The organism is uncultured Bradyrhizobium sp. (genome assembly GCF_936943645.1).
GTDB lineage: Bacteria > Pseudomonadota > Alphaproteobacteria > Rhizobiales > Xanthobacteraceae > Bradyrhizobium.
This window is the reverse complement of sequence record NZ_CAKZJO010000056.1, coordinates 1-18,977: the sequence shown is the minus strand read 5'-3', so window position 1 is coordinate 18,977 and position 18,977 is coordinate 1. Positions and strand designations below refer to the sequence as shown.

The 18,977-nt window shown below is 65.5% G+C and carries 19 protein-coding genes; 8 read left to right on the top strand and 11 right to left on the bottom strand.

Annotation, left to right across the window (positions count from 1 at the left end):
* Nucleotides 1-249: 249 nt before the first annotated feature.
* Together Q0743_RS15320 and Q0743_RS15315 are read left to right on the top strand one after the other, a co-directional pair.
* Nucleotides 250-1,914: an L-lactate permease gene (locus Q0743_RS15320; RefSeq protein ID WP_298242358.1), complete on the top strand. Its 1,665-nt coding sequence runs from the start codon at nucleotides 250-252 to the stop codon at nucleotides 1,912-1,914.
* A 137-nt stretch (nucleotides 1,915-2,051) separates the two neighbouring features.
* Nucleotides 2,052-2,450 carry an META domain-containing protein gene (locus Q0743_RS15315; protein WP_298242357.1) on the top strand — a complete coding sequence of 133 codons (399 nt, stop codon included), beginning with the start codon at nucleotides 2,052-2,054 and terminating at the stop codon, nucleotides 2,448-2,450.
* A 155-nt stretch (nucleotides 2,451-2,605) separates the two neighbouring features.
* Here Q0743_RS15315 and Q0743_RS15310 read toward each other — a convergent pair whose 3' ends face one another.
* The 3 genes from Q0743_RS15310 to groES all read right to left on the bottom strand — a co-directional run bounded on the left by Q0743_RS15310 (nucleotide 2,606) and on the right by groES (nucleotide 6,078).
* Entirely contained in the window at nucleotides 2,606-3,817 is a 1,212-nt protein-coding gene (locus Q0743_RS15310; RefSeq protein ID WP_298242356.1) for a hypothetical protein, read from the bottom strand.
* A 144-nt stretch (nucleotides 3,818-3,961) separates the two neighbouring features.
* Nucleotides 3,962-5,593, bottom strand: coding sequence for a chaperonin GroEL (gene groL / locus Q0743_RS15305; RefSeq protein WP_298242355.1), 1,632 nt, complete (start codon nucleotides 5,591-5,593; stop codon nucleotides 3,962-3,964).
* 188 nt (nucleotides 5,594-5,781) lie between these two features.
* Nucleotides 5,782-6,078, bottom strand: coding sequence for a co-chaperone GroES (gene groES, locus Q0743_RS15300; protein ID WP_097657489.1), 297 nt, complete (start codon nucleotides 6,076-6,078; stop codon nucleotides 5,782-5,784).
* 316 nt (nucleotides 6,079-6,394) lie between these two features.
* On the opposite strand from groES, the gene Q0743_RS15295 reads away from it, so the two are divergent.
* Nucleotides 6,395-6,916: a hypothetical protein gene (locus Q0743_RS15295; RefSeq protein ID WP_174719255.1), complete on the top strand. Its 522-nt coding sequence runs from the start codon at nucleotides 6,395-6,397 to the stop codon at nucleotides 6,914-6,916.
* Nucleotides 6,917-7,153: 237 nt separating this feature from the next.
* On the opposite strand, the gene Q0743_RS15290 is transcribed toward Q0743_RS15295, so the two are convergent.
* Nucleotides 7,154-7,939 carry a protein phosphatase CheZ gene (locus Q0743_RS15290; RefSeq protein WP_298242354.1) on the bottom strand — a complete coding sequence of 262 codons (786 nt, stop codon included), beginning with the start codon at nucleotides 7,937-7,939 and terminating at the stop codon, nucleotides 7,154-7,156.
* A gap of 316 nt (nucleotides 7,940-8,255) precedes the next feature.
* On the opposite strand from Q0743_RS15290, the gene Q0743_RS15285 reads away from it, so the two are divergent.
* Nucleotides 8,256-9,068, top strand: a complete 813-nt coding sequence (locus Q0743_RS15285; protein WP_298242353.1) for a L,D-transpeptidase — start codon at nucleotides 8,256-8,258, stop codon at nucleotides 9,066-9,068.
* A gap of 42 nt (nucleotides 9,069-9,110) precedes the next feature.
* Here Q0743_RS15285 and Q0743_RS15280 read toward each other — a convergent pair whose 3' ends face one another.
* The 6 genes from Q0743_RS15280 to Q0743_RS15255 form a co-directional block, all read right to left on the bottom strand.
* Nucleotides 9,111-9,920: a DUF2076 domain-containing protein gene (locus Q0743_RS15280; protein WP_298242352.1), complete on the bottom strand. Its 810-nt coding sequence runs from the start codon at nucleotides 9,918-9,920 to the stop codon at nucleotides 9,111-9,113.
* Nucleotides 9,921-10,046: 126 nt separating this feature from the next.
* Nucleotides 10,047-10,892 carry a ChbG/HpnK family deacetylase gene (locus Q0743_RS15275; protein WP_298242351.1) on the bottom strand — a complete coding sequence of 282 codons (846 nt, stop codon included), beginning with the start codon at nucleotides 10,890-10,892 and terminating at the stop codon, nucleotides 10,047-10,049.
* Entirely contained in the window at nucleotides 10,889-11,938 is a 1,050-nt protein-coding gene (locus tag Q0743_RS15270) for a glycosyltransferase family 2 protein (protein WP_298242350.1), read from the bottom strand. The genes Q0743_RS15275 and Q0743_RS15270 overlap by 4 nt, the downstream gene beginning before the upstream one ends.
* A gap of 101 nt (nucleotides 11,939-12,039) precedes the next feature.
* Nucleotides 12,040-13,017 (bottom strand): ATP phosphoribosyltransferase, encoded by a 978-nt coding sequence (gene hisG / locus Q0743_RS15265; protein WP_298242349.1) that lies wholly within the window; start codon nucleotides 13,015-13,017, stop codon nucleotides 12,040-12,042.
* Nucleotides 13,014-14,171 carry an ATP phosphoribosyltransferase regulatory subunit gene (locus Q0743_RS15260; protein WP_298242348.1) on the bottom strand — a complete coding sequence of 386 codons (1,158 nt, stop codon included), beginning with the start codon at nucleotides 14,169-14,171 and terminating at the stop codon, nucleotides 13,014-13,016. Before Q0743_RS15260 ends, hisG begins: the two co-directional genes overlap by 4 nt.
* Before the next feature lie 220 nt (nucleotides 14,172-14,391).
* The gene (locus tag Q0743_RS15255; protein ID WP_298242347.1) at nucleotides 14,392-14,622 is read right to left on the bottom strand and encodes a hypothetical protein; all 231 of its coding nucleotides are present in this window, start codon (nucleotides 14,620-14,622) and stop codon (nucleotides 14,392-14,394) included.
* A 195-nt stretch (nucleotides 14,623-14,817) separates the two neighbouring features.
* Between Q0743_RS15255 and Q0743_RS15250 the strand changes: the two genes are divergently transcribed.
* Together Q0743_RS15250 and Q0743_RS15245 are read left to right on the top strand one after the other, a co-directional pair.
* On the top strand, nucleotides 14,818-15,324 hold the full coding sequence (locus Q0743_RS15250; protein WP_298242346.1) for a hypothetical protein: 507 nt from the start codon (nucleotides 14,818-14,820) through the stop codon (nucleotides 15,322-15,324).
* Nucleotides 15,325-15,333: 9 nt separating this feature from the next.
* A complete protein-coding gene (locus Q0743_RS15245) occupies nucleotides 15,334-16,344 on the top strand; it encodes a helix-turn-helix domain-containing protein (RefSeq protein ID WP_298242345.1) in 1,011 nt (336 codons plus the stop codon).
* On the opposite strand, the gene Q0743_RS15240 is transcribed toward Q0743_RS15245, so the two are convergent.
* Entirely contained in the window at nucleotides 16,341-17,096 is a 756-nt protein-coding gene (locus tag Q0743_RS15240) for a 16S rRNA (uracil(1498)-N(3))-methyltransferase (protein WP_298242344.1), read from the bottom strand. The two genes, Q0743_RS15245 and Q0743_RS15240, sit on opposite strands and share 4 nt — an antisense overlap.
* 211 nt (nucleotides 17,097-17,307) lie before the next feature.
* On the opposite strand from Q0743_RS15240, the gene Q0743_RS15235 reads away from it, so the two are divergent.
* Together Q0743_RS15235 and ubiA are read left to right on the top strand one after the other, a co-directional pair.
* The gene (locus Q0743_RS15235; RefSeq protein ID WP_298242343.1) at nucleotides 17,308-17,970 is read left to right on the top strand and encodes a hypothetical protein; all 663 of its coding nucleotides are present in this window, start codon (nucleotides 17,308-17,310) and stop codon (nucleotides 17,968-17,970) included.
* The gene (ubiA, locus tag Q0743_RS15230) at nucleotides 17,967-18,899 is read left to right on the top strand and encodes a 4-hydroxybenzoate octaprenyltransferase (protein WP_298242342.1); all 933 of its coding nucleotides are present in this window, start codon (nucleotides 17,967-17,969) and stop codon (nucleotides 18,897-18,899) included. Before Q0743_RS15235 ends, ubiA begins: the two co-directional genes overlap by 4 nt.
* The last annotated feature ends 78 nt before the right edge of the window (nucleotides 18,900-18,977 follow it).

Below are 18,977 nucleotides of genomic sequence, written 5' to 3'. Positions count from 1 at the left end.
AGCGGCGCGCTTAGACTAAAGTCGCAAGGTCTGCAATTTGCGTTGTCTTGTCGCACCTCGCAACCCTAGCATGGCGTGCGATGGCGCGGAGTAGGGGTGCTCCGGGATTTCGCGACCTTGTGAGCGGGACGGGAACCGCTGCACTCGCGAGGAATTCGCGCCCAGCTCGGGGGTTATCGCTTCAGCGTCAAGCAGGAACGGCTCTCCACGCGGGCCGCCTGCCGCAAACATGCGTGGGGGAGGAAGACCATGTGGAATCAAATCTATGATCCCTTGCACAGCCCCGCGCTGTCGACGATCGCGGCGGCGGTCCCCGTCGTCACGCTGCTGGTCCTGATCGCGAGCGGTCGCGTCCAGGCCCATATCGCGGCCGTCATCGCCGTGATCGTGACCAACCTGATCACGATCTTCGTCTTCACCATGCCGGCGAACATGTCGATCCGCGCCTCGGTGCTCGGCATCGTCACCGGCTTCTTCCCCATCGGCTGGATCGTCCTCAACGTCATCTTCCTCTACCAGGTGACGGTGAGCACGGGACGGTTCGAATTGCTCAAGCGCGCCGTCGGCGGCGTCACCGAGGACCGGCGGCTGCAATTGCTGCTGATCGCGTTCTCCTTCGGCGCGTTCTTCGAGGGCGCCTCCGGCTTTGGCACGCCGGTCGCCATCACCGGCGCCGTGCTGATCGGGCTCGGCTTCTCGCCGCTCGCCGCGTCCGGCCTGTCGCTGATCGCCAACACCGCGCCGGTCGCCTATGGCGCGCTCGGCACGCCGATCCAGGGCCTTGCCTCGGTCACCGGCCTCGATCCCTACATCCTCGGCGCCATGGTCGGCCGGCAATTGCCGTTCTTCTCGCTGATCGTGCCGTTCTGGGTGGTGTGGGCGTTCGCGGGCTGGAAGGGCATGAAGGATATCTGGCCGGCGATCCTCGTCACCGGCGTCTCGTTCGCGGTCCCGCAATATGTGATCTCGAACCACATCAATCCCTGGATCGTCGACATCGGCGCGTCGCTGATCTCGATGGGCGCACTGATCCTGTTCCTGAAGGTCTGGCAGCCGAAGCAGCTCTGGCTGTCGCCGGCGTTGCGCGGCCGCGATGAATCGGCGGCGACCATGGCGGCGGCGAAACCGCTGGACAAGACGCCGCTGACGCAGAGCGAGCTGTTCAGCGCGCTGCTGCCGTGGATCATCGTCTGCATCGTGATGCTGATCTGGGGCAACGGCGGCTTCAAGGCCTGGGCGAACTCGATCTTCGTCTGGAACTATCCGGTGCCGGAGCTGCACCAGATGATCAACAAGATGCCGCCGGTCGCGCCAGGGCCGACCAAAGAGGCTGCGGTGTTCAGCTTCACCTACCTGTCGTTCACCGGCTCGGGCATGCTGATCGCGGCGATCATCTCCGGCTTCCTGATGGGCGTCGGTCCCGGCCGGCTTTTGGTCGAGTACGGCCGCACCATCCGGCTGTGCGCGATCTCGCTGATCACGATCTCGGCGATGCTCGCGATCGGCACCTTGACGCGCCTGTCCGGCGTCGACGCGACGCTCGGTCTCGCCTTCGCCGCCACCGGCGTGCTCTATCCCTTCTTCGGCACGCTGCTCGGCTGGCTCGGCGTCGCGCTGACGGGATCGGACACCGCCTCCAACGTGCTGTTCGGAAACCTGCAGAAGATCACCTCCGAGCAGCTCGGCCTGTCGCCGGTGCTGATGGCGGCAGCGAACTCGTCCGGCGGCGTGATGGGCAAGATGATCGACGCGCAGTCGATCGTCGTCGCCTCGACCGCCACCAACTGGTACGGCCACGAGGGGACCATCCTGCGCTTCGTGTTCTGGCACTCGATCGTGCTGGCCTGTCTCGTCGGTGTGCTCGTGACGCTGCAGGCCTATGTCTACCCGTTCACGGCGCTGGTCCTGAAGTAACGCGCCACGTCCGCTTCGATGCAGATCCCCGCGGGGTTCGCCCCCGCGGGGATCTTTGCGCCGACGTTGTGCGAACCTTCTCAATGGCGCCGGCGTCTTATAGAAGGTGCCGCAAATCACGTCGGACGAGAGGTCTCATGGTTTCGATCAAGCGGTTGGTGTGTGCGGCGGTTGCAATGCTCGCGATGTCCAGTGTCGCGCGTGCCGAGGACGGGTTTCCGTTCGGCAGCGAGATGACGCTGGAGGCATTGCCGCAAGCAGGCTCCAAGCGGATTCCGAACATCGAGATCGGCGACCACGGCGAAGTGTTGCTGGAGCTCTGGTGCAAGGGCGGCAAGGGCCAGTTCTCGGTCGCCGGCAACACCGTGATCTTCGTCCCCGGCCAGATCCAGGACCGCAACTGCCCGCCGGCGAGAGCTCAGGCCGACGACGATCTCCTCGCAGCGCTCTCCAGTGTCGAGACCTGGAAGCGTCAGGGCGATGTGCTGACGCTGATCGGCCCGAAGTCGCTGCGATTCAGGACGACGGGGAATTAAGTCTCGCGTGTCCCGGACAAGGCGCGTCGCGCAAGCGATGCGCCGCAGAGCCGGGACCCAGTTCTATCGTCGATCTCGCTTGTGGCTTCTGGGCCCCGGCTCTGCAGCGCATCACTGACGTGCTCCGCTGCGTCCGGGGCACGAGATAGCTGCGCCTACTTCCACACCGACTTGTCGGCATCCCAGCGCTGACCCCTGAGCTCCTTGGCGAGGGCCTCGATCGAACCGTTGTCGTCGGGCTGGTCGCCTTCCTCGTCGATCGAGGCGTCGTCGGAGAGATTGAGCTGGGCACCGCTGCTCTCGTCGGCAGTCGTCGTCGCGGGGCTGCCGATCCAGAGCATGAGCTTGTCGGTCGCGCCCGGCTTGTCGGGTGAGACAAGGCCTGCAACCTCGATCGTATCGGTGAGATCAAGCGCCGGGAAATCCTGGTTCGGTCGCTTCATGGTCACCTTAAGCTTGCCGGTATTGGGGTTCCAGCTCGATGTGCCGGACTTCCCGCCCAGCGTCTGCATCAGCACTTTCAGAACCGCATTCCCGAGCTTGTCCTTGTCGATTTTGTCGCCGGTGCGCCAGTCGGCGGCGGCAAAGCGGATGGTGCGGTCCATCTCGGTCATGCCCGCGGTCCAGCCGGCGGCGGTGACGCCGGGCGTCGCCTTGAATTTGGCCAGCAGCGCACCGGCGCGCTCGGGATCGACCGACATGTTGATGGTCTGCTCGCCTGCGCGCAGCGCATCGCATCCGACGGTGAGGCTCGCCAACGTCACCTCGACCGCCTGGCCCCTCAGGCTCTTCAGGAAGTCGGTGGCCGCATCGAGCTTGACCTTGACCGCAATCGCCTCCGGCGAGACGTCGGTGAAATCCTTCGGCTGCGGCGTGATGCCGTCGTCGGAGGTCTGGTTGTCCTGGAATTCCCTCTCGCTGAGATCGGAATTGTCGGGCGAGGTCACCTCGGTCACCACCTGGCCGATGCTGATCTGGCCGCGAAACTCGAAAGTGTCGCCGCTCTGCTTGCGCAGCAGCTTGACGCTGACGGGCGCCTTCTCGCCGATGCTCTGCGTGGTGCCCGTCAGGTTCTGGCCCGCGACCTGGAGGTTGACGACGAAGCGGTCCTTGCGGTCGGAATTCTTGGCGACGGGATAGCAGACGTCGAGCGTCGCGGCGGTGACCGTCTTGCCCTGGCGCGTCTCCTTCAGGATCACGTCGGCATTGCCGTCCATCAGCCCGTCGATCGAGGTAAAATAGCGCGTCTCGACGCCACCGGGCGCCGCGGCCTTCGGCGAGAGCTTCATCTGGGCGGAGGCGACCTCCGGCGCAACCGCAAGCAGAGCCGCCAATAAAGCTGTCGGGCAAACCAGAAGCACGCGCATCGACGAAATCCCCAGGCAATCAGAATCGGCGCCACCGTAATGGGTTTTGGCCGTCGGTTGAATCGGAAAGCGGAGCCCATCGTCGGCAAAAAAGAAGGCCGCCCGGAGGCGGTCTTCGCGAAGCGTGTCGGTCGAGGATGGGCCTCAGAAGCCGCCCATGCCGCCGCCGGCGGGCATGGCGGGCGGGGCTTCCTTCTTCGGCATCTCGGCGACCATGGCTTCGGTGGTCACCAGCAGGCCGGCCACGGAGGAGGCGTCCTGCAGCGCGGTGCGCACCACCTTGGCGGGGTCGATGATGCCCTTCTCGACCATGTCGACATAGTCCTCGTTCTGGGCGTCGAAGCCGAAGGTCTCGGACTTGTTCTCCAGGATCTTGCCGACCACGATCGAGCCTTCCACGCCGGCGTTCTCGGAGATCTGGCGGATCGGGGCTTCCAGCGCCTTCAGCACGATGTTGATGCCGGCCTGGACGTCGGCATTGGCGTTGGTGAGACGGCCCACCGCCTTCTTGGCGCGGAGCAATGCGACGCCGCCGCCGGGGACGATGCCTTCCTGCACCGCGGCGCGGGTGGCGTTGAGCGCGTCCTCGACGCGGTCCTTCTTCTCCTTGACCTCGATCTCGGTGGCGCCGCCGACGCGGATCACCGCAACGCCGCCGGCCAGCTTGGCGAGGCGCTCCTGGAGCTTCTCACGGTCGTAGTCCGAGGTGGTTTCCTCGATCTGGGCCTTGATCTGACCGACGCGGGCCTCGATGTCCGGCTTCTTGCCGGCGCCGTTGACGATCGTGGTGTTCTCCTTGTCGATCACCACCTTCTTGGCGCGGCCGAGCATCTTCACCGTGACGTTCTCCAGCTTCATGCCGAGGTCTTCGGAAATGAGCTGGCCGCCGGTGAGGATCGCGAGGTCCTCGAGCATGGCCTTGCGGCGGTCACCGAAGCCCGGCGCCTTCACCGCGGCCACCTTCAGGCCGCCACGGAGACGGTTGACGACCAGGGTGGCCAGCGCCTCGCCCTCGACGTCCTCGGCGATGATAACGAGCGGCTTGCCCGACTGCACCACGGCTTCGAGCACCGGCAGCATGGCCTGCAGGCCCGAGAGCTTCTTCTCGTGCAGGAGGATGTAGGCGTCCTCGAGCTCGGCGGTCATCTTCTCGGGGTTGGTGACGAAGTAGGGGCTGAGATAGCCGCGGTCGAACTTCATGCCCTCGACGATGTCGACTTCGGTGTCGAGCGACTTGTTCTCCTCGACGGTGATGACGCCCTCGTTGCCGACCTTCTGCATCGCCTGGGCGATCATCTTGCCGATGGCGGCATCGCCGTTGGCCGAGATGGTGCCGACCTGGGCGACCTCGGAGGAGGCGGCGACCGGCTTGGCGCGCTTCTCGATGTCCTTGATGACGGCCGCAACCGCGCTGTCGATGCCGCGCTTGAGGTCCATCGGGTTCATGCCGGCGGCAACCGCCTTGGCGCCTTCGCGCACGATGGCCTGGGCCAGTACGGTCGCGGTGGTGGTGCCGTCGCCGGCGAGGTCGTTGGTCTTGGAGGCGACCTCACGCACCATCTGGGCGCCCATGTTCTCGAACTTGTCCTCGAGCTCGATCTCCTTGGCGACGGTGACGCCGTCCTTGGTGATGCGGGGCGCGCCGAACGACTTCTCGATGACGACGTTGCGGCCCTTCGGGCCGAGCGTCACCTTGACGGCGTTGGCGAGAATGTCGACGCCGCGCAGCATGCGATCGCGCGCGTCTCCGGAAAACTTGACGTCCTTGGCAGCCATGGTCTGCAATCCCTCGTGTTTCGTGCTGTGTGTTGTTTCGCGCTCTCTTCGTCATTGCCGGGCTTGACCCGGCAATCCATCATTTTGCGAAGAAGATGGATGCCCGGGTCGTCTAGCGCGAAGACGCGCTTCGCGCTTTAGCCCGGGCATGACAGTGGAGCATTCAGCGGCCGTTCAGGCGGACAGCCTTAGGCCAGAACGCCCATGATGTCCGACTCCTTCATGATCAGGAGATCTTCGTTGTCGATCTTGACTTCGGTGCCCGACCACTTGCCGAACAGCACGCGGTCGCCGACCTTGAGGTCGATCGGGACCAGCTTGCCGGCCTCGTCGCGGCCGCCGGGGCCGACGGCGACGATTTCGCCCTGGGACGGCTTTTCCTTGGCGGTGTCCGGAATGATGATGCCGCCCTTGGTCTTTTCCTCGGCGTCGATACGTTTGACCACGACACGGTCATGCAGCGGACGAAATTTGGATTTAGCCATGACGTTTCCCTTTGGAGGCTCGCTTCGGAAGTAGTGGAAAGTGGGTGGGGCGGCGCTTCCGTCCACCCCCTGTCCAGAGGATCGAACGGCGCGCTTAGCAATCGGGCTTTCCGAGTGCTAGAGTGGGCTCGGAAATATGGCTTGGCCGCGATCCTGTCAAGCAAAGGTGGTTAAGCGATTGGTGAGGCGGATATAGGATGGTGGCATTGGAAACTTGTTCGGGGCGCCGACGTATTAAAGGACGTCATTGCTCCGGCAGCGGTTTTGCGCTTGGCTGCGGGAGGGGTGCGGCCATGGTCTTGCTCGGGGGAATGCCATGATCAGTTCAGCTCACGCGCGCACGGTTGCCAATCTGGCGGCCGCTTCTTGTCTGGCGCTGTTGCTGGGCGCCTGCGGCGGCGGCATGAGCCTGCCGTCCTTCTCGTCGTCCTCGCCGCCGCCCGAAGCCGAGCCGGGCGTTGCCCCGGAAATGCCTGCGACCATTCGCGCCGACGAGATCGTGGGACGCTGGGGCCTGGCCTCGTTCCAGAACCCGGCCGATCGCGCCCGCACCGAGGCGGCTGCCCGGGCTCAGTGCAAGAATCCCTACGTGATCACCGCCGGCTCCTCCGGCGGCGTGATCATGCATCTGGCCGACCAGGCAACGCCCCAGGAGCTGCGGCTGAAGGGCTCGCCGAGCGGCAAGAACTATATCGGGCCCGCGGGTCCGACCCCCGGCGAGCAGGACCGCGAGATCGTCTCCTTCGACGGCCGCGTGCTGATCACCCGCTTCATCGACAAGGACGCCGCCACCCGCTACGGCAACATGGTCTACGTCCGCTGCGCGCCGAGGGCGTGATTGTCCTTGCCCTCTCCCCTTGCGGGAGAGGGTGGCTTCGCGGAGCGAAGCCGGGTGAGGGGTTTCCATCCTCACGAGCGGTATGGCGAGCGGATAGAAACCCCTCATCCGTCGCGCTACGCGCGCCACCTTCTCCCGCAAGGGGAGAAGGGAAGAGAGCTCTGGATCTGCACGCCACCACAAACAAAAACGCCGGCCCGAGGGCCGACGTTTTGATTTTCCGTCTGTCGCGTCCGTTCAGTCGAACAGCGCGTCGATGTCGTCCTGCGAGGCGTGGCCGACGTCGCCGTTGAGTTTCGGACCGTTGAGAAGCTTTTCGTCCTCGCTGCGATTGTCGGCCTGCGGAACGACGTGGGCCTTGATCGCGTCGACGCCGCCCCAGATGTCCATCATCGAGTTGATATGCTGCTCGATGAACTTCATCGTGGCCATGACCTTGCTGATGCGCTGGCCGGTCAGGTCCTGGAAGTTGCAGGCTTCGAAGATCGAGATGACGCGTTCCTGGATGTCGTCGGCGAGGCGCTTCTGCTGATCGACCGAGTCGACCTTGGACATTGCGCTGGCGGCCTGGTCGATCGATTCCGCGGCTTCGAGGATCTGCTGGGTCGCCTGCTCGGTGCCGCCGACCACCGCGCCGAGCTCGCCATTGACCTTGGCCATCTCGCCGCCGTCGAAGCTCTTGCCGTGCAGGGTTGCGATCTCGCGCTTGGTGCGGTCGATGGCGTCGTGGATGAGGTCGAGCTCGACCTTGAGCTTTTCGCACTGCTCGATCTGCGCCCGGTACGTCTCGAGCATGTTCCGCGCTTCGGCGAGCTCATGGGCCGTCGAGGCGTCGATCGCCGCCATGGCCGCGCTGCCGGACAGCGGAGCCGCCACGACGCCCTTCGCCATCTGGGCACGGATCGCGCGCAACTCGGCCATGATCTCGCTATGCATCGGGCCGGCCTCTTCGGTTACGTCGATAATCGGCATCTCGCCACTGACGATATCCTCAACGCGAAAACGTTTGCGGTGAACAGCCATCAGGATACTCCCCCCACCTCACTCACGCGTCTTTTTAGGCAGAAGCGATTTAACACGAAGTTCACAGCCGGAACTGTTGTGCGGCGTCGCGCGACGGCACGCAAAGAAGCGATTAACCATGGCCGCGTCGCGTTCATCGAAAATAAACGCTGATCGCCAAATTGCCGCTGCGTTCGCGACGTGGTGAATCCAAACGCCCGATCCGTTTACCAAACAAAACGGCTTTTGCTTTTTATTGACCACGTCGAAGGGCGCGGATCAGCCACCAGCTCTCCACGACGCATGTGATCTAGACGAAACAGTACAGAGTACGTCGATGTTCAAGAAAATGTCTGTCGCGCTGCTGGGCAGCGCTTGCACCTTCATTGCCGGCACGAGCGGTGCTGGTGCCTTCGACAATTCGGTGCCGAATGATCCGCCTGCGGTGCTCTACCAGCCGCAGGTGCCGCCGGCGCCGGTGCGCGTCGCCTCCAATTCGAACATGGGCGGCGGCTTCATCGAGTTCCTGTTCGGCGACGGGCCCGGCCGCGGTCCGGCCTACGCGCCCGAGCGGCCGGTGTATCAGCAGCAGCCCGGCTATTACGACCAGCGCCGCCTGCCGCCGATGGGCGAGCCGCAGATGCAGGGTGGATATCAGGGCGCAGGCCTCCAGCAGGAGGCTGACGATCCGCGGCAGCGGCCGTTCGATCCGAGATTCGAGAAACAATCTGTTGACTATAGCGGCAAGGAAAGCGCCGGGACGATCGTGGTCGATACGCCGAACAAGTTCCTCTATCTCGTCGAGGGCAACGGCCGGGCGATGCGCTACGGCATCGGCGTCGGGCGTCCCGGGTTCACCTGGTCCGGCGTGAAGTCGATCACGGCCAAACGCGAATGGCCGGACTGGACGCCGCCGGCGGAAATGCTGGCGCGCCGGCCCGATCTGCCCCGGCACATGGAAGGCGGCCCGGAAAATCCGCTCGGCGCCCGCGCGATGTATCTGGGATCGACGCTCTACCGCATCCACGGCTCCAACGAGCCCTGGACCATCGGCACCAACGTCTCCTCCGGCTGCATCCGCATGCGCAACGAGGACGTCATCGACCTCTACGGCCGCGTCAATGTCGGCACCAAGGTCGTGGTGATGTGAGGTCTGCTTCGCCTCTCCCCGCTTGCGGGGAGATGGAGAAGGTTACGCGTAATCGCTGCCGCCATCATCGTCGCCGCCGAAATCGCTGTCGTCGGCCATGTCCACGTTATCGTCGCGATCGTCGCCGTAGTCCTGATCGTTGTTGTCGCGGTCGTTCGACGCCTGGTCGAAGAAGCCCTGGCGGGAATCGCGATTCGAGCCGATGTCGTCCAGGCCGGCATCGCGCGCGAGCGAGCCGCCGGACTGGTCGTTGCCGCCCCAAGGACTAGCACTACGATCGCCGAGGGAATTGGTGTCGCCGAAAGCCTGCTGGTGCGATCCGCCCATCATGCCGCGGATGCTCGAGAGCAGCAGCGAGCCGCCGACGACGCCGGCCGCAGCGGCCGCGGCCGTGCCGAGGAACGAGCCGCCGCCACCGCCGACCGGCGGAGCGCCATAGCCCTGGCCTTGACCGTAAGCCTGTCCGTAAGGCGGCGCGCCATAGCCCGGCTGGGCCTGCGGCATCGCCTGACCGGTGTTCCAGACCGGCCGTTGATCACGGGGCGGCACGTTCGGAACCGAGCCGCGCGAGGGGCCTCCGCCGAATAGCGTGTCGCGCATGGTGTCGAGGAAGCCGCCGGACTGCGCCTGCTCGGGCGCGTGCGCCGCCTCCAGCTCCTGGATGCGGGCATGGGCGCGTTTGAGCGCTTCGTCCTGAAGCAGCGTGGTCTGCACCAGCGCATAGACCGCGCCGGGCGCCTTGCGCAGGCCGTCGGAGATCGCGGCGACCGCATCCGGATCGCGGGTTGCGTTTTCCAGCTTCGAAAGCCGGTCGAAAAGGTCGTCGACGAGCTGGCGTTCCTGCGGCGTCATGATCAGTCTCCTTCGCGCAAAACCAAGCGCGCAGCAGATGTAGGGTTCCATTGTGGCCCCAACAGTGCCGGCCGGATTAAATTTCTGTATGCGACAAGCTGCCCCGCGGCTTGTTGTCCGCCGGTTTCATCCCAGCGTCACGCGGCTGTCCGCGAGCAGGCGCGCGAAGGCTTCGCCCGAGAGATAGGCGTGCTCGCGCTCGCGGACATCCGTCATCGGGTCGAGGCCTTTGAGGACATCGTCGACGAAGCCGGGGTGGCACATCACGAGGCCGCCGTCGGGGAGGCTTTCGAGGAAGTGCTGCATCAGCTCGCCGAAATCGCCTGCGCGCGTGAAGTCATAGGCGCCGGCAAAGGCGGGATTGAAGCTCAGGCCGGCACGGCCGGCGCGGCGGCGGAATTGCGCGCTGAGACTGTCGAGCACCAGAGCCTTTGGTGAGGCCAGTCGCCGCCCCAGCGGCAGATCGCGGCCGCCCTGACGGACCCAGGCACTCGGCGCGGCCTCGACGATCGCATCGACAAAGCCGTCGCGCACCTGCGGATAGAGCTGCACATGCTGATGGCCGTCGACGAAGTCGGGCGCGCGGCCGAACGCGTCCATGAAGGCCGCGAGCTGTGCCTTCACCTCGTTGCGGAAGAACTCGCGGTCGAGCCGGCGCATCAATCCGGCGCGCAGCAGTTTCGGAAACGGCATGAACATGTCGCCGTCGAGCGGGCGGAAATGCATGGTGAGGGGGCGGAACGGTGCCGACAGCGTCGCATGCAATCCGACCGCGCAGCGCGGGCTTTGCTTTGCCGACGCCTCGAGCGCCTCGACGTCGCTGCGCGCGATCGCAGGTCCCACCATCATCACCGAGGTGGCGTTGAGGCGGCCGCGTTCGATCAGGTCGCGGATGGCGCGGTTGACGCCCGGGCTGATGCCGTAATCGTCGGCGCAGAGCCAGATCCGCCGCAGGTCCGCGGCCGGGCTCATTCGGCCGCCGTCCGCTTCGCGGCGTCCTGGTTCGAAGCGTCGGCCTCGTAGTGCTTTTCGCTGTGCTCGGCGACGAAGTAGATCGGGCGCGCCTTCAGCTCGGAAAGGATCTTGCCGATATATTCGCCGACGATGCCGATCATGATGAGCTGCACGCCGCCGATCGTCATCAGGCCGATCACGAGCGAGGGATAGCCGGGCACCTGCTTGCCGGTGGTGAACACTTCCCACAGGATCGAAAGGCCGAACAGGAAGGCGCCGCCGGCGAGGATGACGCCGAGCAGGCTGGCGAAGCGCAGGGGCGCCACCGAAAACGAGGTCAGGCCCTCGATCGACAGGCCGAGCAGGCTTGCGGCGTTGAAGGTGGTGACGCCATGGGCGCGCGCCGCGGGCTCGTAGTCGACGCGGATCTGGCGGAAGCCGATCCAGCTGGCGAGGCCCTTGAAGAAGCGGTTGCGCTCCGGCAGCTGCCGAAGTGCCGAGACCGCGCGCGGCGACAGCAGGCGGAAGTCGCCGGCGTCTTCCGGAATCTTCTGGCGGGCGCCCCAGTTGATCAGCGCGTAGAAGCCGTGCACCGACAGCCGGCGCAGGAAGCTCTCGTTGTCGCGATGCGCCTTGGCGGTGTAGACGACGTCATAGCCGTCATCGATCCAGTGCCGCACCAGCTGCTCGATCAGAGCAGGCGGATGCTGGCCGTCGCCGTCCATGAACATGACGGCGCCGAGCCTGGCGTGGTCGAGGCCGGCCATCAGCGCCGCCTCCTTGCCGAAATTGCGCGACAGCGACACCACCTGGACGTCGATCGCGTCGGCGGGCAGGCTGCGTGCGATCGACAGCGTCGCGTCCTTGCTGCCGTCGTCGACATAGACGACCTCGCAAGCGAGGCGATAGCGCTCCCGCACGGTCTTGGCGAGATCGCAGATGCGCTGATGCAGGCCGGCGAGGCCCGCCGCCTCGTTGTAGACGGGGACGACTATCGACAATCCCTTCGCGGCGGCGGTCCCCGCGGTGGTCGTCATGCCGGAAACGTCAGAGCCCAGCGTCATCGATCAAGGTCCCAGAGGCGTTCAAAAGTCATCTCAACAGCATATGGTAGCTGCCGTTTGCTGTCGCAAAGCTGAACGGAAAAGCTGAACCGGCCTGGGGCTCACCGCCGCAGGAACGCCTCGAGCTTGGCGAACAGCGGGTTCTCCCGGTCGAACACGTAGTCGAGCGACACCACCGAAACGGTCTCGGCGCCATGCTCGCGCAGGAAGCTCGCCAACGCATAGAGCTGTCCCGGCGGGCAGTGCAACGTCAGCATGCCTGACGAGGTCGGTCCGCCGAACGGGGCCTCGACGCCGAACCGGCTGTGCGCTTCGCCGAGCAGGGCGGCGTCGCATTGCCGGAAGCGGGTGCGGACCTCGCGGTATTTGTTGGCCCGCGCCCGTGCCGCGATGTGGTCGAGGATGACGCGTGCGGTCTCCCGCGCCTGCGGCGACCAGTCGGCCTCCTTCGACGCCACCAGATTGGCCTGGCTGCGCAGCATCACGCCGTCGTCGAGCACCCGCAGGCCGTTGGCGGCAAGCGTCGCGCCGGTCGTGGTGATGTCGACGATCAGCTCGGCACTGCCGGCCGCAGGTGCGCCCTCGGTCGCGCCCGCGCTTTCGACGATGCGGTAATCGCTGATGCCGTGGCTCTGGAAGAACGAGCGGGTGAGATTGACGAACTTGGTCGCGACCCGCATCCGCATGTGATGCTGCTCGCGGAAGCCGGTGGTGACGTCGTCGAGATCGGCCATGGTGCGGACGTCGATCCAGGCTTGCGGCACCGCGACGACGACGTCGGCATAGCCGAAGCCGAGGCCTTCGATCAGCGACACGCGCTTGTCGGCATCGGCGATGTTCTCGCGCACGAGATCCTCGCCGGTGACGCCGAGATGCGCAAAGCCGCGCGACAGCTGCGAGGCGATCTCGCTTGCCGAGAGATAGGCGACCTCGACATTGTCGAGGCCTGCAAGCGTGCCGCGATAGTCGCGGGCGCCGCCGGCCTTCGACAGCTTGAGGCCGGCGCGGGCGAAGAAGGCTTCGGTGTTTTCCTGCAGGCGGCCCTTGGAGGGAACGGCCAGAACGAATGGCGCGCTCATGATGACGCTCCCACCTTGCGGCCGATCTTCGTCAGCGCATCCACCCACACCGAGAAGCCCACCGCGGCGATCGGCTCGCTCGATCCGAGCTGGGTCATCAACCCGTCATAGCGGCCGCCGGCAACCAGCGGCTCGGCGCCGTTGCCGCGGTGATGCAGCTCGAATTCGAAGCCGGTGTAATAGTCGAGGCCGCGCCCGAAGGCGGTCGAGAAGCGCGTCTGCTTCACGTCGATGCCGCGCGCGGCCATGAAGCCGACCCGGCTTTCGAACTGGTCGATCGCCGCGGCGAGATCGAGCTTCGCGTCGGTCGTGAGTGCGCGCAGCTGGGCGACGGCGTCGTCGGGATTGCCTGATATCGACAGGAAGCGCTTGAGCACGGTGATCGCCTCGCGCGACAGCGCGCCGCCCTTGAGCGTGGATTGCTCGAGGAAGCGGTCGGCGATCTCGGCGGTGGTGCGTCCCCCGACATTGGTGGTGCCGGCGATCGACATCAGGTCGGTGACGAAAGCGAGCGCGGCCTTGCGGTCGGAGCCGGCGAGCGCGGCGAGCACGCCCTCATATTCGCTGCGCGTTGCGGTGGTCGCCGCCGCCAGCCGTTCCAGATCCTGCTCCAGGCTGATCTTGCGGTTGAAATCCTTGACCAGCCGGCGGCGCCAGACCGGATAGAGGTTGAGCGCGTCGAGCAGCGCGTTGAACAGCGCGACGTCGCCGGTGCGGATCTCGACGTCGCGGACGCCGAAGGCGCTGGTCGCTTCCAGCGCCAGCGCCAGCATCTCGGCGTCAGCCGCGGCGCGGTCCTGACGGCCGAAGGATTCGATGCCGGCCTGCAGGAATTCGCTGGCTCGGCCGCTGCGGTAACGAAACACCGGACCGAGATAGCTGAACCCGGCCGGCTGGCCGGCACGGGTCGAGGCGAGATAATCGCGCGCGACGGGGATGGTCAGGTCCGGGCGCAGGCAGAGCTCCTCGCCCGTGAGGTCCGTGGTCAGGTACAGGCTCTTGCGGATGTCCTCGCCGGAAAGGTCGAGGAACGGCTCGGCCGGCTGCAGGATCGCCGGCTCGGCCCTGACGTAGCCGGCCTGCGCGAACGACAAGAGCAGCGTATCCGCCCAGGCGGCGGAGCCGGCAGCATTTGAGGTGGCAGTCGCGGTCATGACGGGGGTCCATCGTCCCGGCGGAGCCGGGCAGGGCAAGGGTAAGGACAGGAATTGCGCAGCCCCTTAGCATGGCCGATGCGCGGTTTCGACCTCCAAAGGATCAATCGCTTAACGAGTTCGCCGCGAAGGCGGCCCGTCTGTCAGGTCTGCAGCGGTCATTTCCAATGAGGTAATAAAATACCCTGCCGCGTGCCGCTCCGGAAGAGGGAGCAACCCCTCATTCGGTCGGGCCAGCGCAGTCCCCGATCGGTTTCGGGGCCGGTGCGTCGGCCGCGACGAAGGCCGGCGCGGTCGAAGCGAATTCGGCGTCTTCTGCGAGGCGCTCCACCAGGTCGAGTATCCTCTGCCTGTTGGGGGCGGTGAGACGGATAAATGCCCTGATCAGCTGCAGCTCTTGGTATCGCCTTGGATCCGGCGCGCCACCGTCGCTGACCGTCATGCCTTCCATCGCGATCGTCCCCTCGAGTGGCCGTCATCGCCTTCGCGAACGCAGCGGCGCGCGATGTCGCGGTGCGGCCGAATGCCTGAAGTCACAATGATAAATTGAGAACCGCCGGCAAGTCGCCGCATACTCATTTTGGGTATGGCGGATGATCCGCTCGCCATAGCCATCGTTTACAAGATGGATGTTGGTTTTCGATTCATGCGCAATGCTTCAGATATCATCCGGACGGTCTCGCGACATACGCTCGCCTACATGCTGTTCTCGATGAGCGAGATGTTCCGGCACTATGAGGAATTCGATCCACTGGATCTTCTGATCGTCCATGCCGTGCTGAACGCCAACGTCATTCACGTGATGAACGATCCGGTGTTGGACGAGAAGTTCTCCAGCATTCATGCCGTTGAGCCGGATGTGATCAAGCAGGGGGTCTCTCGTGCGGCACTCTCCCGCTTCCTCAGCCTGCCGCTCGAGACGGTCCGCCGCCGCGTGACGGGACTGAAGAGGCGGAAGATCCTCGAAGAGACCAAGGCCGGACTGATCGTGACCGAGCAGAACGCATTCAGGTTCGGAAACAACCACGAACTGCAGAAGACCAACATGCTGCTGCTGACCAAGCTGCTTCGCGATCTCAAGCGTGCCGGCATCAACGGGCCGGACGATCTGCGCGCCTCCAAGGTGGCCGCGTCCGCAAAAAAGGCAAAGTAAGCGCACGACATGGATCAGGGCCATCTCGATATCGGGCGCGACGGCGCGCAAAAGCTGGCGACGGACCGCTTGATGTCCTTCCAGGGGCTCAAGCCGTCGCCGGCCCTCGAGCTCAGGGCCTATGACATCGACCATTTCGGCGAGACGGAAAGATATGCCGGCGCATCCAGCATGCCCCTGTCGGCGGGAGCGATGGCCATCATGCGGGCGCGGCTCAGCCTGCCGAGCCTGACGCTGTCGCTGGTGAAGACCTTTCCGCGGATCATTCGCGGCTATCAATTGACGAATGCCGCCGCCTTCGTGGTGCCGATGGACCACGTGACCTCGGCCCGCATCAACGGGCAATCGATGGGCCGTTCCATCGTCATCCTGAGAGGCGGCTCCGATTGCCTGGTCCACGAGCCCGAGGGCCGGCTGATCGCCGTCGTGTATTTCACGCCGCCCCAACGCGAGCCCTGGTCGCAACTCGGTGACGGCTATCATCTGGTCAATCCAACGTCGGACGTCCTGGCCTCGTTGCGCCGTCTGGTCTCCGTCACGTTGGAAACCGCGGCACATGACCCGGGCTTCCTGAACGCGCCGATGTCATTGATGGCCGTCGAGCAATCGCTGCTCGGCACGATGGAAGCTGCGCTGCGCACCAGCACGATGGCCGGCCCCGTGTCGCCCAAGATGAATGGCTATCGGCGGATTGTCGCGGACATGGAACGCCTGATCCAGCAGGATCTGACGATCTGGCTCAAGACGCCCGAGCTTGCGGAGCAGGTGGGCGTGTCCGTTCGCACGCTCCAGAGCGCGACCCAGGCGATCTGCGGCATCAGCCCGCATCGGTACAGCCGGGTCCTGAGGCTCTGGTCGGTGCGCAAGCAGCTGCGCAGCGGCGCGGGGCGGCGCAGCGTGAAGGCCTGCGCGATCGCGCACGGCTTCTGGCATCTCGGCGAGTTCGCGGCGAGTTACAGGGCGGCCTTCGGAGAGCTGCCGTCCGAGACCTTGCAGCGCGCGACGCAGGAAACGATCTAGTTCGTTCCGCCGTCCCAATCGCCCAGCACGGCCTGGACCAGCGCCAGCGCCGCCACCGCGGCCGTGTCGGCCCGCATGATCCGGGGACCGAGGGCGAGGCGCAGGATTTTGGGCTGGCGCAGCAGCAGGGCCCGCTCTTCCTCGGCGAACCCGCCTTCGGGGCCGACCAGGACGTCGATACCCTGTCCGGCGGCGTGTGCGGCCTGCAGGGCCTGAACCGGGTTTTCGACCTCCGCGGCCTCATCGCAGAAGATCAGCAGCCGGTCGGCCGGGCGCTGGCTGAGGAAGCGCTCCAGGGCGACTGGTTCGGCGACGGTGGCGATGCTCAGAATGCCGCATTGCTCGGCGGCCTCGACGACATTGGCCCGCATGCGCTCGGTGTTGACCCGGGAGGCCTGGGTGAAGCGGGTCAGGACAGGTTGCAGCGCGGCGGCGCCCATTTCGATGGCCTTCTGAACCATATAGTCCAGCCGGGCATGCTTGAGCGGGGCAAAGACGTAAGTGAGGTCGGCGAGCCGGTCTTGCGGCCGGGTCTGCTGCAGGATGACGAGGCCGTCCGGCCGCTTGCGGCCCTCAATGGCGGCCTGCCACTCGCCGTCGCGGCCGTTGAACGCCAAAACCTCGGCTCCGGCGGCCAGCCGCAGCACATTGCCAAGATAATTGCTCTGGTCGCGATCGAGCGTGACTTTGGCATCCTGGGCCAGGGGGGCATCGACGAACAGGCGGGGCGCGCGAAAATCGTGGGAGGGCATCGGTCAAAAGTCCAATTTGGCGCCGTTATTAACCGAAACCAGCCGTTTCGGGGGTAAATATTGCCATACCGCTGTGTCGGCGCGCCGCGCTCTTGCCCTATTCGGTGGGTTGTTAAGGGCCGGCGGGAATCGTAAAATCGCGAGCACGCTGGTTGCGCTTCAATTGGGAAGGCGCTGGACCCCGTAAGCTCCTGCCGGAGAGATTTTCTTGATGATCCGTCATTTGATGGTTCCGATCACTGCCGCCATGGTCGCGCTGGGCGCCACGGGCGTTCATGCGCAGAGCGCCTTTCCTGCACCGCTGCCCAATCAGGCCCCATCCAGTTCCGCGTTTCCCCCGGTGAACGGTTCGGCGCCGGTCGCTTCGGTCGGTGCGGCCCCGCAATCGTCCTTTCCCGTGAACGGCGCTGCGCCGATCGGCGGCGCCGGCGCTTTCAGTGCGGCTCCGCCGACGCAAGCCGGCCCGGGCGAAGACTGCATGAAGGCGTTCATGCCCCTGCGCGAAGAAGCCGAGAAGCGCGGCAAGCTGATCAAGGCCGCGAGCGACCGTCACGCACCGCCGGACGAGGCCTGCAAGCTGATCCGCAATTTCGGCCAGGCTGAAGCCAAGATGATCAAGTACATCGATACCCATGCCGCCAAATGCGGAATCCCGGCGCAGGTCGGCGCGCAGATGAAGGACGGCCACAAGAACACCGAGGCCATGGCGGCGAAGGTCTGCAATGTTGCCCAGCAGATGCAGCAGCAGCAGGCGCGTCCCGCCGGTCCGTCGCTGAGCGAAGTGCTGGGTTCGGGCTCGGCACCTGAGGCCAATGCCGGCAAGAAGGGCGGCAGCACCTTCGATACGCTCAACGGCAACGTCCTCACCCGATGAGCGAGACATCCGCCCGCGTTGCCGATTCCACCGGCAACTGGGTCGATACGCTCGCGCCGCACTGGGCGCGGCCTTATCTGCGCGTGTCCCGCTTCGATCGTCCGATCGGCTCCTGGCTGTTGCTGATGCCGTGCTGGTGGTCGGCCGCGCTCGCGAGCGGCATGGCGCATGACGTCCGCACACTGCCGCTCACCATCGTGCTGTTCTTCATCGGCGCCTTCGTGATGCGCGGGGCGGGCTGCACCTGGAACGACATCACCGACCGCGACCTCGACGACAAGGTCGAGCGCACGCGCTCGCGGCCGCTGCCTGCGGGGCAGATCACCGTGAAGCAGGCGCTGGCCTTCATGGTCGCGCAGGCGCTAGTTGGCCTCGTCGTGCTGCTCCAGTTCAACCGCTTCGCAGTTGCGACCGGCATCGCTTCGCTCGTGGTCGTCGCCATCTATCCCTTCATGAAGCGGATCACCTGGTGGCCGCAGGTGTTCCTCGGGCTCGCCTTCTCCTGGGGGGCGCTGATGGGCTTTGCCGTCACCTTCGGACGCATCGACCTCACCGCACTGGTGCTCTATGCCGGCGCGATTTCCTGGGTGATCGGCTATGACACCGTCTACGCGCATCAGGATTCCGAGGACGACGCGCTGATCGGCGTCAAGTCGACTGCGCGCCTGTTCGGCGCGCATACGCATCAGGCGCTGATCCTGTTCTACGGGCTTGCGGTGATGCTGATCGGCGTCGCGCTGGCGTCGGGCGACGTGCGCTGGCCTGCCTGGCTCGGGCTCGCCGCATTCGCCGCGCATCTGGTATGGCAGATCATGCGGCTTCGGATCGATGATCCCGAGCTGTGCCTGCGCCTGTTCAAGTCGAACAAATATGCGGGCTTGCTGCTGTTCGCGGGATTGCTCGCCGACGCCGTGATGCGGGCGGCGTAGCGCCAATGCGTAGGGCGGATTAGTCGTACTGCGTCATGGGTTTCTTCGCGTGCGTGAAGCTGCGATTGCCCCGCAGCA